Below are 14,511 nucleotides of genomic sequence, written 5' to 3' on the forward strand. Positions count from 1 at the left end.
ACTAGCAGTATAACCCTATAAACTGCTAGCTTAGATGTATATTTCTCGACTGAAAGGCTTATGAGGATGACGGAACCTCAGATGCGAAGTAGCGGCCGCCATATGCGCAACCGCGTGGTCAAATCAGCACGCAATAAATGGATCGCCATGTGCATGGCACTGTGCATGGTCATCGTGCTCGGCTTTGGTTACGCAATCACCATGCGCTGGCAATCCAACCTGCACACCGGCACGCTCAATAGCAGCGACTACAACGGTATTGAATCCGGTGCGCTGGATATCCTGATTATCGGTTCGGACACCCGCCAGGGCGCCAACGGCGACTACGGTGATGAAAACGACCGCGCCTCCGCAGCACGCTCCGACGTGATGATGCTGCTGCAAATCAGCAAAGACAAGAAAAACGTAAATGTTCTCTCCATCCCGCGAGATCTGATCGTGACCATTCCCAAATGTCACGGTGACGACGGCGTGGACTACCCCGAAGAAGAGAACATGATCAACGAGTCCCTCTCCCACGGCGGCCCCGGCTGCACCGTGGCAACGGTCTCCAAGCTGACTGGCGTGCAGATTGACCACTTTATGCTGGTCGACTTTAACGCTGTAAAGGCACTCTCCAATGTGGTCGGCGGCGTGGAAGTCTGCGTGGACGAAGCGATTGACGACCCCTCCTCGGGTCTGGATATTCCCGCCGGTACCTCCTCGGTGCAGGGTGAGCAGGCGCTGGCGTTCCTGCGCTCGCGTCACGGTTTTGGTGACGGCTCGGATATTGGTCGTATTCAGGCTCAGCAGAGCTTCTTGGCGTCTCTGCTGCGCAAGGTTAAGGCTGAGGGTACTCTAAGCAACCCCGGCAAGTTGATTAATATTGCGAACGCGGTGACTGAGAACACCACCGTGGATAAGGATCTGGCGAACGTTTCCACCCTGGTGAGCGTGGGTTCGACCCTCTCGGGTGTAGACCTGAAGAATGTTGTGTTTGCGACCGTGCCGACCGAGCCCTGGGTTCAGGACGCTAACCGTCTGCAGGTAACCAAGGATGCGGACGCCGTGTTCAAGCGCCTGCAGGACGATAAATCCCTGAAGGTCGACCCCGCTGAAGAGGCTGCTGCTGCCCCCGCCGCTCCCGCGGTAACTCTGGATAAGAGCGTGGCGGTGACCGTGACCAACGCTTCTGGCGTGAGCGGTCGCGCGCAGGCTATTTCTAGCGTGGTGTCCAATGCCGGCTATGAGAACGTAACGCCCATGAACGGCGTGGAGCTCATTGCCAAGTCCACGGTCTTCTACGCTGATGGTTACGAAGCGGAAGCCCGCGATATTGCGGCGAAGATGAACATTACCAATGTTCTGCCGCTGCAGGGTATTGCCGGTGTTGCCGTGACCGTGGGTACTGACTTTACCGAGGGTGAGGCTCTGCCTAAGCAGGAGGCGGAAATCGCCGGTAGCGCTTCGGGTCAGACCGCTGATCAGGTCAAGTGTCAGCACGCTTCGATCTTCGGCTAGTATCGCTCTAGCGCCGGGGGAGTAGCCCCTATCAATCATTGAATATAAGCACCGGGTGCTCACGTTTCCGTTACGGGATAACCGTGTGAGCACCCGGTGCTTTTTAAGTCCACATTCCGGATAACGTCCACATCATGGAAAGCGAGCCTGCGCCTCCGCAACCTTCCAGCGTGCACATCTACAATGGAATTATGCGCCCGGAGAATCGAGCAGTAGATCCTGCCACGGGCGCATCACCGAACCTACACATACGATACTCCCGAGGAGGAAGTCTTGGAGAACAAACAGCAGCCCAGCGGCATGCCGGTCCACAAATACCGCCCCTTCCATGACATCCTGTCTATTGACCTGCCCGACCGCACCTGGCCCACGAAGGTCGCCACCAAGGCGCCGCGCTGGTGCGCCGTTGACCTGCGCGATGGTAACCAGGCGCTGGTGAACCCCATGGATTCCGAGCGTAAGCTGACCATGTTCAAGCTGCTGGTCGGCATGGGCTATAAGGAGATCGAGGTGGGTTTCCCCTCGGCATCCCAGACCGATTTTGACTTTGTGCGCACCCTGATTGAGGGCAACCACATCCCCGATGATGTGACCATTCAGGTGCTGGTGCAGGCGCGTGAGCACCTGATTGCCCGCACCTTTGAGGCGATTGACGGCGCACCGCGCGCCATTGTGCACTTCTATAACTCCACCTCCGTGCTGCAGCGCCGCGTGGTCTTCAACCTGGATGAAGAGGGCGTGATTGATATTGCGCTGCAGGGTGCTCGTTTCTGCCGCAAGTACGAAGAGCAGATGACCAGCGACACTAAGGTTATGTACGAGTACTCGCCCGAGTCGTTCACCGGTACCGAGCTTGAGTTCGCCGCGCGTATTTGCAATGCGGTCATGGATGAGCTCGAGATCGGCACTGACGGTCGCGAGATTGTGATTAACCTGCCCGCAACCGTGGAAATGGCAACCCCGAATGTTTACGCGGACGCCGTTGAGTGGATGGATCGTCACCTGAACCATCGCGAGCATGTGGTGCTGTCCATTCACCCGCATAATGACCGCGGCACCGGTGTTGCGGCGGCTGAGTTGGGCTACCTGGCGGGCGCTGACCGTATTGAGGGCTGCCTGTTCGGTAACGGCGAGCGCACCGGTAACGTTGACCTGGTGACCCTGGGCTTGAACCTGTACACTCAGGGCATTGACCCGCAGATTGACTTCTCGCGTATTGATGAGATTCGCTCCACGGTTGAGTATTGCAACCAGATGTCCGTGCCCGAGCGCAGCCCCTACGGCGGCGATCTGGTGTACACCGCGTTCTCCGGTTCGCATCAGGACGCTATTAAGAAGGGTCTGGAGGCTCTGGAACGTACCGCCGCTGCGGAGGGTAAGAGCATTGACGAGGTCTATTGGGAGGTTCCGTACCTGCCGATCGACCCGAAGGATGTCGGCCGCACCTACGAGGCGATTATTCGCGTGAATTCGCAGTCCGGTAAGGGCGGCGTGGCGTACCTGCTCAAGCGCGATTACGGTTTGGATTTGCCGCGCCGTGCCCAGCAGGAGTTCTCGCAGCTGGTTCAGGAGCGCACGGATGCATCCGGTGGTGAGCTGAGCCCGAGCGCTATTTGGAACATTTTCTCTGATGAATACCTGCCGACCAATGAGGCGGGGGATCGTTGGGGCCGCTACCGCATTGAGTCCATTGCGACCGAGTCTGCCGATACCGGCGCGACTCGCCTGCGCGTACGCATGAATGTGAACGGTCAGAGTGTACTGAGCGTGGGTACCGGTACCGGTCCTGTGGACGCTATGCGCAATATTTTCGAGGCGGATGGTGTGGACCTGCGCGTGCTGGATTACTCCGAGCACACCATGTCTTCGAATGCTGCGGCTCAGGCGGCATGTTATATCGAGATCGCTCTGGGTAACCGTGTGCTCTGGGGTATTGGTATTGACGATTCGACCACTCGTGCCTCGCTGAAGGCTATGGTCTCTGCGGTCAACCGCGCCCTGCGCTAAATATTACTCTGTGTAGTCGACTGCAATCCGGCTATGCTGCGGATTTCTATCCGGCCGATGCTTGGCACAGGCCTGATAGAAATCCCCAGCATATGCCGGATTGCTTTGTTTAACACTACCGATGCCGATACAACACCCGCATGAGAGGCGCCTCTTGGCCGTTCGGTGTATATGATTCCGCATGGGATGAGCCTCTTCAGCTCAGGTAAGAAGCTCGCGCAAGCGACCTTGGGAACGTTACTCCCTGGGGCTCGTCCCATGCGTTTTGTATTCGCCTTACTCTGACACATTCAGAGCATCACCCCATGCGCTGTATAAGATAGATATATCAAAAGAACACCCCACTTTTAAGGAGCCCCATGCCTTCTGCACATCAGGATTTAGAGGCGCCCCCTGGCTGGGAGCTGAGCACTTCTTTTGGTGTGGGCGGTCTGGAGTGGATTGGGTTCTCGCGCTCGCAGCCTCATCAGCTGCTGGTGATTTCTTCTCAGAAGGTCACGCTGGTTGATTGTGCGACGGGGCAGGTGCGTCCTTGCGAATGTGAGTATGACGAGGATAGTTTAACGGCTGTCTGTACTTTGCTGCCGGATGAGTTTATTTCTTTGGCGGGCCAGTATGGTGGCGCCTTACCTTTGTCTACGGAGGCGGGGGATAGGGTGAGGGTTGAGGCTCTTCCGGATCCTAACTATGACTTCCGTTTTAACCGCTATGTTGTGTTCTATACGCCGCCGCGGCCGAAGGGTGCGCTGGCGAGGTTGAGGCAGGCTTTTTCTGAACCTGCAGAGCAGCTGATGTATGCGCATCTGGGGTATTACGTCTGCGGTTTTAGCTATGATGGCGAGTATTTCGTCCTGGTGGAAGACACCGGCATCACAATCCTCAAGCGCTCCCGTCCCTGAGCGCTACACGTCTATAACATCTGCATGCCCGTTAACGCCCGACGTATAAGATTCCGCATGGGATGATGCTCTTTAGATCAGGTAAGAAGCTCGCGCAAGTGCCCTCGGGAAGGCAACTCCCTGGGGCTCGTCCCATGCGTTTAACACCTATGGAGGGTTGAACGCCACCAACTTAGCAGTGTAGACTTGTATGCAACATGACCGGCACCGCCGACCTGTTAAAGGTAGCCAGGGCCGGTCCTCATTTACTCAGATCCGTGCATACCTCCCACGGTATACACGGATCTGTTTCATTAAATACAAGGGTAGCGGGGTGACTTGTACAGTCACCCCGCCGCTCCCGTGTCTGTTGGGAACGCGGAGAACCTTGAAAAATTAATTCCTCGAGGACTGTGCAAAAAATGGTGAGGGTGGAATTAATTTTTTCAGGATGCCAGTCCGGGTGCCGTGTGACTTGCAAAGTCCACAGCATCACATGTAGGGGATTGAATACCCCAACATAACAGTGTAGACTTATATATATTACAACTGGTTCCGCCGTCCTCCTTCGGGAGGGAGCCAAGGGCCGGTTTTCATTCTTAAAAGGTGGTGGGCTGAGTACTAATACTCAGCCCACCGTATCTATTTTTCTTATTTTCCTTTTATTCTGTATGAATGAACGGAGCGGGAAATCTTTAATTTTGATTGAAGTGATTCAGTTCCATCACTAGTCTTCTGCTCCTTATATTTTGTTTTGGCATCTTCACAAAAATTGGTCAGATTTTCAACCTTTTCACCTAATAAAGCATATTTAAATTTTTCAGGATTTATCCCTGACGAAATATTTTTGATGCTCCATCTAAAGATTTTGAATGGAAATGGGTGGAGCGCGGTATGGATGATTATTAGGATATATAGAGTGGTAGATAAAACAGCCCAACCATTAAATAGTGAATCTTTGATATTAAGGATCTCGAGCATAATCTTATTTAATAATAATATTAATACACTTTCGAAAGCTATGGATAGTATGTTAAAGATATCTCGAATTAGAGGGGTAGATTCTCTAATTAGTATGAACCCCATTATATAACAATAGAAGAATCTCAGTAAGAACATCAGGCATGTCATTATAAACAATAAGAAACTTACCAGGTAAATTCCTGATTGAAACGAGCGAAAGTCAAATATATTTTCTATACTAGATGTACCACGAAGCACTTGGATCACAAGTCGTATATATAGTAATATCTGCCACGTAAATGTAAATATAATAATTGGCCTAAGGGTGTAATTTATTACGAAAGTAATAATATAATCGTTATTTGTTTTATATCGCCCAAGATTCCTCTTGTATTTATCTAATTTTATTTCTGCTAGTCTTATTTTCTCTTTCGTAATATATGGATTATCCCAACCAAGTCGAGCAAAGATGAAAAGCGTATATGAAATAATGAGTATTGTGATAAAAAGGCTGATATCTTCAGGGGGCATATACCAACCTTGCTCTATATACTTTATGGCGCTCGCTGATACGGTGTCGGATGAATTCGATTCTCTATATACATATCTCCAGTTAGTTATCATATAGATAGAATATATATAAAGATAGCAGGATGTTATATATGTTGCCCATTTAGTAAAGAAATTTAAGGCATCAGATTTTTCTAGTTCAATTTTTGAGTATTTAGATAAAGAATCATAATCTTTGCGGGTTGCCCAGTATGCACCGCCAATGATTGCCATGATAACTGGGATTGCGCCCCAGTTAATTTTGAAAACCATAATATAATTTAGCAATTCATAACAACGGTGGATAAATATCCATGCTCCTTTCCTGTTAATATATTCTGGGGTGCCTCGGTAATTTTCCGAGTATAAATTGTTTTGAAATGGAAATGATATAATAGATGCTATGAAAACTGCAAAAAAGATAAATCCATTAATAGTAATGAATTTATCTATAGGTTTCAACAGGAGGTAGGACCAACGATTTTTATATACCTTATTCATAGTTTCCTTATGTTTGTTGGGGAGAGGGGAGTGTGTGGGTGGGGATAGAGCCTCACTCTATCCCCACCCACACTCAGTAGCGGTCTTAGCTTATGACTTGGTGAGTTGCAGAAATCTTACGATCTGCATACTCAACTACATCTTTAATCACAAGCTTCTGAACTGCAGATACAAGGGTCTCCATGTATCCGTAGTTCGGAATTTCATTTTTGACAGGAAGTTTAATCCAAAGAGCATCTGCATCTTTAGCGTAGAAATTCCTGCCATAGTTAAACTCGCCCGTATGTGCTGCCTTGTGACAAGCAGAAGCTATGAATATAGCAGCCATAGGCGGAATCGATTCCGTATGTACGATTGCAACATGGTCATCGCCGCCATACTCATAAGGACGATACTTAGCGGAGCCAAACATGTCGATCGTGACAGTGTGGGGTTCGAATACCTCAACATCGTTTGAGATATGTGCGGACACACCAGTATCCTTCTCACCTGCAGTAACGAAAGGAAGGGTGCCGTCTACACGATCCGCAGATTTCAAACGCTTGCCACGGGTGGAAGGACCGAAAAGATCTAGCAGATTAAACTCTCCCCACTTAGTAGTGTTGAGCTCCTGCAGAGCTTCCTCTTCTTCCGGGGTGAGGGTGTAGTCCTTCAATCCAGCAGCTTCAAGATATGCCTCTAGCTCCGCTAGACGCTGCGCCTCTAGCTCCGCCACAAACTTCTCCATAAACTCAAAGTCTAGCTCTCCGTTATTGGCAGGAAGTAGCACTGGAACTACTTCAAGTGTAGATACTGTGTAACGTGAACTGCCCCATGAAAAACCGGAAAATGCTTTCGTGAGAGAAATCTTGAAGAATTGTGCGTTATCTGCCGTCAATCCCTTAAAACGAGGGATAAGTACCTTAATCTTGTCTCCGGTAAAGTACGGGTCTGCCTGATAGAAAATAGTGGCGGTGTCTTGACCAAAGGAGAAAGTATTACCCGGGTTAAGATACTCATCGTCTTCATCCAGATAACCGCGGACTCCATTATTCTGTGAGGTTCGAACAACATACGGCTTAGTGCCCGAAGTAAGAATATTTACCTTGTTCGCATCGAAACGCTTAGCTGAGGTTTGGAACTCGAATAGTGATCCAATCTCAAACTCCTCCCACTTGGCAGAAGCCAAAAGCTTCTCCAAGCGGGCATCTATTTTCCCAGGCTATCATCTCCCACAGTGCCCTTAAGAATCTTCGAGACCTCCCAAGAGAGGTACTCGCTAATAGTATTCTTAAAGTCTTCCAGGGTAGGGGTAATATCGATCGGTGCGCTCTGGTTCCAGTCTTCACCGCTGGTGGGGTCAATAGTACCCTCATAATACTCATTGGTAGTAAAGATGTTTAGCTGGGACTGACCGTGCTGTACAAGGCGTACCAGTTCCGCGTAGCGTTCCTTTGCATTGCCGGTATCACGTAGGTTAACGCTCTTCTTTGCCTTCTTGCGGTTACCGCGAGTATAGCCATCATTGGAGAAATCAATGAACTTCACCGGGTAAGACTCCTGGTGCGGAATACCAACCTCAAACACGTAGATACGAGTGTTTACAGAAGACTTACCGAGGAAAAGATCATCCGGCATTTTGATACTTGCGACCAGAGTATTATTTTCAAGAATACTCCGGTTAATATCCTTTGCTTTGCCCGAACCGGCAGAGCTCTGAATAATAATAGCCGCCCAACCGCGTTCCATGTAGTCCAGTGCCCTCTCTACAAAGACCATGCCGTTACCCTCTGCGGAATAGGGAGGGTTCAGCACAAAAGCATTTGCGGGGAAGACGGTCTTTAGAGCAGGACCGTAGGCGTACTTACCATCGAACTTCAGCGAGTCATCATGCAGAATATTCGAGGAACCGTCACCCATGAGAATCATATTCAGGATAGCGAGCATATAGACGCTCTGCAGATGCTCAATACCCATGAGTTGGCTACCCTTAATCTGTTCTTCCTTCGCCTGAAGTTCCTTAGGAGAGCTAATGCGGGTACGAGCGTCTTCAAGCATCTCATTCATTGCAGCTACCAGCAAACCACCGGAACCGGTCGCGAAGTCCCAAACATAGGAATCCTTATTCACACGTGCCAGCTTGACCAGAAGCTTTGCTACATACGAAGGAGTCAAGACCACATCATTCAGCTTATCCTGGGTAAAGCCCATCCAGGAGTACATCTCGTTGAACAGCTTTCCGGTAAAATCGGTGGTCAAACCGATCTTATAATAATATCCGAGGTCTTCAACAATACGGGTGAAGATACGCTTAATAGGGGTTTCATCATCTTCTACGATACTGAGCCTCTGGTTCAGCAGAGTATTATCAAGCATACGCATAATACTCTCACGCTTCTCTTCAGGAATCTGACGTTCCTTTAGATAGTCATTCACCTTGCGAGAAATAACATGACCATCGGTATTGCTACCCGTCTTACCCTTCAGATCATCTTTTGGAAGGGGGTCTTCGCCCAAGGTCGCCATAATGCTCGCAGCGACAAGATTGACACGATCCTGCTCATTCAGACCCTGCTCAGACTTATAGATATGGTTGTTGAGCTTAACCAGAGCATCATCAATCTGCTGTTCACGCAGCTCGCGAATACGCTCCAGTTCTTCGGGGGAGAGCTTAAGATTTTCAACCTTCTCGATGAAGGAAGTACGGTGTTTCGGTGCGAGGAAGGAGAAGTCAGTGTAGTCACCAACCTTCTGGGGAGCGCCCAGCGCGTCCTTTGATACAAGGTACACGCCGATTTCATGCTGGATACTGCCATCCGCCTTGCGGAAACCGGTCATGCCGATAGCGATAATATCGGTGTAATGGGTGTAATGCAGCAGAGCATCTGCATAGTGAACTGCACCGTTCACTGCGTAGCCAACAATATTAGCCTGCTTGCTGTTATCTACCTTGCCGTCTTTGTCGAGCTTTACAAGCTTGCCATTATGACCCTTGTATTCAATAAGTACAGGGTAGGTCTTACCGAGGTAGTCGATGAGAAGCTTAGCATCGGGACGGTTGCCACCCCCCCCCGCCAGACTTCGAGGAATATGCGGATAGAGCATTATCAATCTCAGTATTGAGAGTGTCCTGCTCGAGCTTATAATCGAGACCCGCCTCGCGAAGCCAACCATTGCCCAACTCGGCAATGTAGGGCTCAATCGACTGTGAACCAGCCATTATCTACCTCCATAGGTATATCTGCGCACTTGGGATACGTGGGCAGAATTATTAGGACATCCCTACCGTAGCATAGGCAAGGCAGCTATCGGGGAGGTTTTCGTCACCGCGCCCCTGTTCATCACCCCACACCATAGGTTTTGGGCGAGTTTTCCTCGTTTGGGCGCGATATAAGTTCGCCCAAACACGGAAAAGTCACCTAAACATGCGGGGGAGTGGTGCGGTATCCTAGAAGGCGTGGAATGGATACAAGCAATCATCTTGGGCCTGGTACAGGGCCTGACAGAATTTCTGCCGATCTCATCATCGGCACACCTGAATATCGTCGGTCAGCTACTGCCCGAAAAGCACGACCCGGGTGCGGCATTCACCGCTATCACCCAGCTGGGCACCGAAACCGCCGTCCTGATCTTCTTCTGGAAAGACATCGTACGCATCGTTAAAGCATGGTTCGGTTCCCTGACCGGCCGTGTACCGCGCAACGACCCGGACGCACGCATGGGCTGGTACGTGATCATCGGCTCCCTGCCTATCTGCATCCTGGGCCTGCTGCTGGAAAAGTACATTGACTCGACCTTCCGCTCCCTGTGGGTGGTCGCAACCATGCTCATCGTCTTCGGCGTGCTACTCGGTATCGCCGACCGCGTGGGCAAGGAGCAGCGCAAGCTTGAAGACCTGACCGTACGTCACGGCGTGCTCTACGGCATTGCTCAGGCGCTGGCGCTGATCCCCGGTGTGTCCCGCTCCGGCGGCACCATCACCGCCGGTATGTTCATGGGCTACACTCGCGAGGCAGCCGCCCGCTACTCCTTCCTGCTGGCACTGCCTGCCGTGTTCATCTCCGGCCTGTACAAGACCGCCAAGGTCATTACCGGCGCGGAGGCGGGCGGCTACTACGGACTGCCCTCCACGATCCTGGCAACCATTATTGCGTTCGTGGTTGGTTACGCCATGATCGGCTGGTTCCTCAAGTACGTGACCACCAAGTCCTACAGCGTGTTCGTGTGGTACCGTATCGCCCTGGGTGCGCTGATCTTTATCGGCCTGGGTACCGGCGTGCTCAACGCAACCGGCAGCTTCTAAGACACCGGTTCAACTCACTCATCTGTGCCCGTTCGGGAATACTCCCGGGCGGGCACATTTCTTTTAACAGTTGTACCCGCCCGCCCGCTGCGGAGCTTCTCTCAGAGAGCCTCTAAAAAACACCGACACTTAGGTCACACTTTTACACCCCTGAGCGTATACCTGCCTCCGAGCACAAGGGGAGCGGGTATTCTTATACAGTCACTATTTTCTTCGAGAGGACCGTCCAATGCGCGCCTGGGAAGTACCCGCCGTCCCCACCCTGCCCGGCAAGGCACCCTTGCCGCGTATCCACGACACCGCCGCAGGAACTATTGTTCCCATCGAAGAATCCCAGGCGGCAAGCCTGTACGTTTGCGGCATCACCCCCTACGACGCAACCCACATGGGTCACGCCTCCACCTACGTAGCATTCGACCTGCTCAACCGCGCCTGGCGTGACGCCGGCGTGACCGTCACCTACGTACAAAACGTGACCGACGTGGACGACCCGCTGCTCGAGCGCGCAACCGCCACCAACGTTGACTGGCAGTGGCTCGCCGAAGACCAAACCGAACTTTTCCGCACCGATATGTCCGCCCTGCAGGTGCTGCCGCCCGCGCACTATGTGGGTGTGGTCGAATCCATCCAGTGGCTCTTCCCGATCGTTGAAGACCTGCTGGCACGCGGCCTGGCGTACCGTGTACACGGCTACACTGACGAGCAGGGCGTGGTGCACCCCGACGGTGATATCTACCTGGACCTTGCCGCCGTGCGCGCACTGCCCGCCAACGAGGCCGGCTACTCCTGGGAGCCCGGTCAGGTCTCCCACATGAGCCGTGAAGAAATGCTCGAAATTTTCGCTGAACGAGGCGGTGACCCCGAGCGCGCCGGCAAGCGTGACGCCCTGGACCCGTTGCTCTGGCGTGCCGCTCGCGAGGGCGAACCATCCTGGCAGGCAGGCTCCCTGGGGCCCGGCCGCCCCGGCTGGCATATTGAATGCACCATGATTGCCCGCCACTTTGTCGACGGCGCCCTGACCGTGCAGGCAGGCGGTAGCGATTTGACCTTCCCGCACCACGATTTGGGTTCCGGTCATTCCTGGGCTGTGGCGAACCGCCCGCACGCGCGCCACTATGCGCACACCGGCATGGTCGGTTTGGACGGCCACAAGATGAGCAAGTCCCGCGGCAACCTGGTGCTGGTCTCCAAGCTGCGCGCCGCCGGTGTTGATCCCGCGGCGATTCGCCTGGCGATTATGAGCCAGCACTACCGCTCCGACTGGTTCTGGACCGATGAGCTGCTGGAGCGCGCTATTGAGCGTCTGGATGTATTCCGCCGCGCCGTGGCTGTAGCTGACGGTAGCGATGATTCCGCCGCTCTGCAGGCACTGGACCGTACCCGCGCCCTGCTGGCTCATGACCTGGACGCCCCCGCAGCCTTGGATGAGCTGCAGCTCTGGGCTGAAGACGCTCTGACTGCCGCTGAGCGTGCAGAGGCCGGCGAGGGTGAGCGTATTGGTGGCGGCGCCCTGATTACTGATGTTCTCTCGGCACGTTTTGGTATTAGTTTGTAAACTCTTATTTCACGTCGCGAATACTTATCGCCGTCGCGAGTGGTGTCACCACTCGCGACGGCGATAGCTATTCGCGAGGCGGCATGGTGCCGTATAATGTCTTAGTAATTTTTGGATATTATCCACGCACAGCACCGGCTACGGTCGGTACCCCAAGCGAACCCTATGCAAGGAGCACCTCATGACCACCCCCACCGGCGCCATTAACCGCCGCGGCCCCTTCCGCCCCGGCGAACGCGTGCAGATTACCGACGAGCGCGGCCGCATCACCACCATCACCCTGGTTGAGGGCGCAGAATACCACTCCCACCAGGGCTTTTTGAAGCACGACGATATTATCGGTGCGCCCGAAGGCACCGTGGTTGCCAACACCCACGGCGTGCTCTACCAGACTCTGCGCCCACTGTATAAGGATTTTGTGCTGTCCATGCCGCGCGGCGCCGCTGTGGTTTACCCTAAGGATGCTGCACAGATCGTTGTTAAGGCTGATATTTTCCCCGGCGCCCGCGTGGTCGAGGCAGGCGTCGGTTCCGGCGCGCTCTCCATTGCGCTGCTGCGTGCGGTGGGCGACTACGGTTGCGTGCACTCCTTTGAGCGCCGCGAAGAATTCGCCGATGTGGCACGCGGCAATATTGAAACCTTCTTCGGTGGCTCCCACCCGGCGTGGAAGCTGAGCATTGGCGACCTGCAGGACACCCTGCCGCAGGTTGAAGAGCCCGGTTCCGTGGACCGCGTGGTGCTCGATATGCTCGCCCCCTGGGAATGCCTGGACGCAGTTGCCGAGGCACTGGCACCCGGCGGCGTGCTGATTTGCTACGTTGCCACCGTCACCCAGATGTCCCGCCTGGTGGAGGGTCTGCGCCTGGACGGCCGTTTCACCGAGCCGGAGGCTGACGAAACCATGGTGCGCGGCTGGCATGTTGAGGGCCTGGCGGTTCGCCCCGACCACCGTATGGTTGCGCACACCGCGTTCCTGGTGGTTGCCCGCCGCCTGGCAGACGGTGCCGTGCGCCTGGCTCCCAAGCGCCGCGCCTCCAAGACTGACTTCTCCGAAGAGGATATGAATGCGTGGATTCCCATGAATGTGGGTGAGCGCGAAGTGACCGATAAGAAGGCACGCCGTGCGGTGCGTGACGCGAAGAACCTCGCCTCCCACGCCGCCCGCGCTCACGAGATCGCTCTGGAACAGAACGGTCTGAACCCTGAGGACATTGGCTAAGTAGTTTAGCTACATAGTTGAGTGAAAAGCCCGGGTTTCATCTGTTATACATATTTGGTATAGCAGATGAGACCCGGGCTTTTACTATTGCGTATTCTTTTCGGAGGATTGTGTGTATAGTGTGCATTCCGGGCGGCGCGCCGGGGGAGTAACGCCCCGTTTCCTGAGCCTATATAGCTGTGCCCCAAAGACCCGCGCTATAATAGATGAGTATGTGTAAAGACGCCCCGGCTGTGCGGTCACCCGCGTGCCGTTGGCGTGAGGAACGAGCAGGGAGGATACCGCATGTCGGGTCACTCTAAATGGGCAACCACTAAGCACAAGAAGGCTGCCATCGACGCGAAGCGCGCAAAGGCGTTCGCTAAGTTCATTAAGGCTATTGAAGTTGCAGCTCGTATGGGCGGTGCCGATATCGCAGGTAACCCCGCACTGGATCTGGCTGTTTCCAAGGCGAAGAAGAACTCGGTTCCCAACGATAACATTGACCGCGCAATCAAGCGTGGCGCAGGCCTAACCGGTGAGACCATTGACTACACCGAGATCATGTACGAAGCACGCGGCCCGCAGGGTACCGCACTGTACATTGAGTGTCTGACCGATAACCGTAACCGCGCAGCATCCGACGTGCGCCTGGCTGTGACCCGCAACGGCGGCACCATGGCTGACCAGGGCTCCGTGGCATTCCTCTTCGAGCGCAAGGGCGTTGCCGAGGTGACCAAGACCGACGGTCTGACCGAAGACGACGTGCTGATGGCTGTTCTGGACGCCGGTGCTGAAGAAGTTATCGACGAGGGCGATATCTTCACCGTTGTATCCGCAGCAACCGACCTGCCCGAGATCCGTAAGGCTCTGGACGAGGCTGAGCTGGAGTACAACAACGACGATCCGGTCTTCCGCCCGACCATGCAGGTTGACCTGGACGCAGAGGGTGCTAAGAAGTTCCTGAAGCTGGCAGACGCTATTGAAGAGCTGGACGACGTGCAGAACGTCTACTCCAACGCAAACGTACCCGCTGAGGTTATGGCACAGCTGGAAGCTGAGTAAATAAGCACAGCAC

General features: G+C 53.6%; 10 protein-coding genes. 7 read left to right on the top strand and 3 right to left on the bottom strand.

All coding sequences use genetic code 11. The features are described 5' to 3' along the window. Positions 1-66 precede the first annotated feature (66 nt). From Q4P78_RS05430 to Q4P78_RS05440, 3 genes are all read left to right on the top strand, one after another. Positions 67-1,500, top strand: a complete 1,434-nt coding sequence (locus tag Q4P78_RS05430; RefSeq protein ID WP_303339340.1) for an LCP family protein — start codon at positions 67-69, stop codon at positions 1,498-1,500. A 273-nt stretch (positions 1,501-1,773) separates the two neighbouring features. Beyond that, the gene (leuA, locus tag Q4P78_RS05435; protein ID WP_303339341.1) at positions 1,774-3,507 is read left to right on the top strand and encodes a 2-isopropylmalate synthase; all 1,734 of its coding nucleotides are present in this window, start codon (positions 1,774-1,776) and stop codon (positions 3,505-3,507) included. A 359-nt stretch (positions 3,508-3,866) separates the two neighbouring features. Continuing rightward, a complete protein-coding gene (locus Q4P78_RS05440; protein WP_303339342.1) occupies positions 3,867-4,406 on the top strand; it encodes a hypothetical protein in 540 nt (179 codons plus the stop codon). A 630-nt stretch (positions 4,407-5,036) separates the two neighbouring features. Here Q4P78_RS05440 and Q4P78_RS05445 read toward each other — a convergent pair. The 3 genes from Q4P78_RS05445 to Q4P78_RS05455 all read right to left on the bottom strand — a co-directional run bounded on the left by Q4P78_RS05445 (position 5,037) and on the right by Q4P78_RS05455 (position 9,482). Further along, positions 5,037-6,398 carry a hypothetical protein gene (locus Q4P78_RS05445; protein WP_303339343.1) on the bottom strand — a complete coding sequence of 454 codons (1,362 nt, stop codon included), beginning with the start codon at positions 6,396-6,398 and terminating at the stop codon, positions 5,037-5,039. A gap of 85 nt (positions 6,399-6,483) precedes the next feature. Continuing rightward, positions 6,484-7,566: a restriction endonuclease subunit S gene (locus tag Q4P78_RS05450; protein WP_303339344.1), complete on the bottom strand. Its 1,083-nt coding sequence runs from the start codon at positions 7,564-7,566 to the stop codon at positions 6,484-6,486. Positions 7,567-7,586: 20 nt separating this feature from the next. Further along, on the bottom strand, positions 7,587-9,482 hold the full coding sequence (locus Q4P78_RS05455) for a class I SAM-dependent DNA methyltransferase (protein WP_303339345.1): 1,896 nt from the start codon (positions 9,480-9,482) through the stop codon (positions 7,587-7,589). 352 nt (positions 9,483-9,834) lie between these two features. Between Q4P78_RS05455 and Q4P78_RS05460 the strand changes: the two genes are divergently transcribed. The 4 genes from Q4P78_RS05460 to Q4P78_RS05475 all read left to right on the top strand — a co-directional run bounded on the left by Q4P78_RS05460 (position 9,835) and on the right by Q4P78_RS05475 (position 14,498). Further along, positions 9,835-10,680 carry an undecaprenyl-diphosphate phosphatase gene (locus tag Q4P78_RS05460; RefSeq protein WP_303339346.1) on the top strand — a complete coding sequence of 282 codons (846 nt, stop codon included), beginning with the start codon at positions 9,835-9,837 and terminating at the stop codon, positions 10,678-10,680. A gap of 229 nt (positions 10,681-10,909) precedes the next feature. Then, the gene (gene mshC / locus Q4P78_RS05465; RefSeq protein WP_303339347.1) at positions 10,910-12,235 is read left to right on the top strand and encodes a cysteine--1-D-myo-inosityl 2-amino-2-deoxy-alpha-D-glucopyranoside ligase; all 1,326 of its coding nucleotides are present in this window, start codon (positions 10,910-10,912) and stop codon (positions 12,233-12,235) included. A gap of 181 nt (positions 12,236-12,416) precedes the next feature. Beyond that, complete coding sequence (locus tag Q4P78_RS05470) at positions 12,417-13,454, top strand: tRNA (adenine-N1)-methyltransferase (RefSeq protein ID WP_303339348.1); 1,038 nt, start codon at positions 12,417-12,419, stop codon at positions 13,452-13,454. 285 nt (positions 13,455-13,739) lie between these two features. Further along, complete coding sequence (locus Q4P78_RS05475) at positions 13,740-14,498, top strand: YebC/PmpR family DNA-binding transcriptional regulator (protein WP_303339349.1); 759 nt, start codon at positions 13,740-13,742, stop codon at positions 14,496-14,498. The last annotated feature ends 13 nt before the right edge of the window (positions 14,499-14,511 follow it).

Origin of the sequence: Rothia sp. (in: high G+C Gram-positive bacteria) (assembly GCF_030540545.1) — a bacterium.
In the GTDB taxonomy this organism is placed as follows: domain Bacteria; phylum Actinomycetota; class Actinomycetes; order Actinomycetales; family Micrococcaceae; genus Rothia.

Bases quoted from the DNA above. Each gene is read 5' to 3' on its own strand.
- Q4P78_RS05445 (WP_303339343.1), bottom strand. From the start codon at position 6,398: ATGAATAAGGTATATAAAAATCGTTGGTCCTACCTCCTGTTGAAACCT.
- Q4P78_RS05455 (WP_303339345.1), bottom strand. From the start codon at position 9,482: ATGCTCTATCCGCATATTCCTCGAAGTCTGGCGGGGGGGGGTGGCAAC.
- Q4P78_RS05475 (WP_303339349.1), top strand. From the start codon at position 13,740: ATGTCGGGTCACTCTAAATGGGCAACCACTAAGCACAAGAAGGCTGCC.
- mshC (WP_303339347.1), top strand. From the start codon at position 10,910: ATGCGCGCCTGGGAAGTACCCGCCGTCCCCACCCTGCCCGGCAAGGCA.
- Q4P78_RS05430 (WP_303339340.1), top strand. From the start codon at position 67: ATGACGGAACCTCAGATGCGAAGTAGCGGCCGCCATATGCGCAACCGC.
- Q4P78_RS05440 (WP_303339342.1), top strand. From the start codon at position 3,867: ATGCCTTCTGCACATCAGGATTTAGAGGCGCCCCCTGGCTGGGAGCTG.
- Q4P78_RS05470 (WP_303339348.1), top strand. From the start codon at position 12,417: ATGACCACCCCCACCGGCGCCATTAACCGCCGCGGCCCCTTCCGCCCC.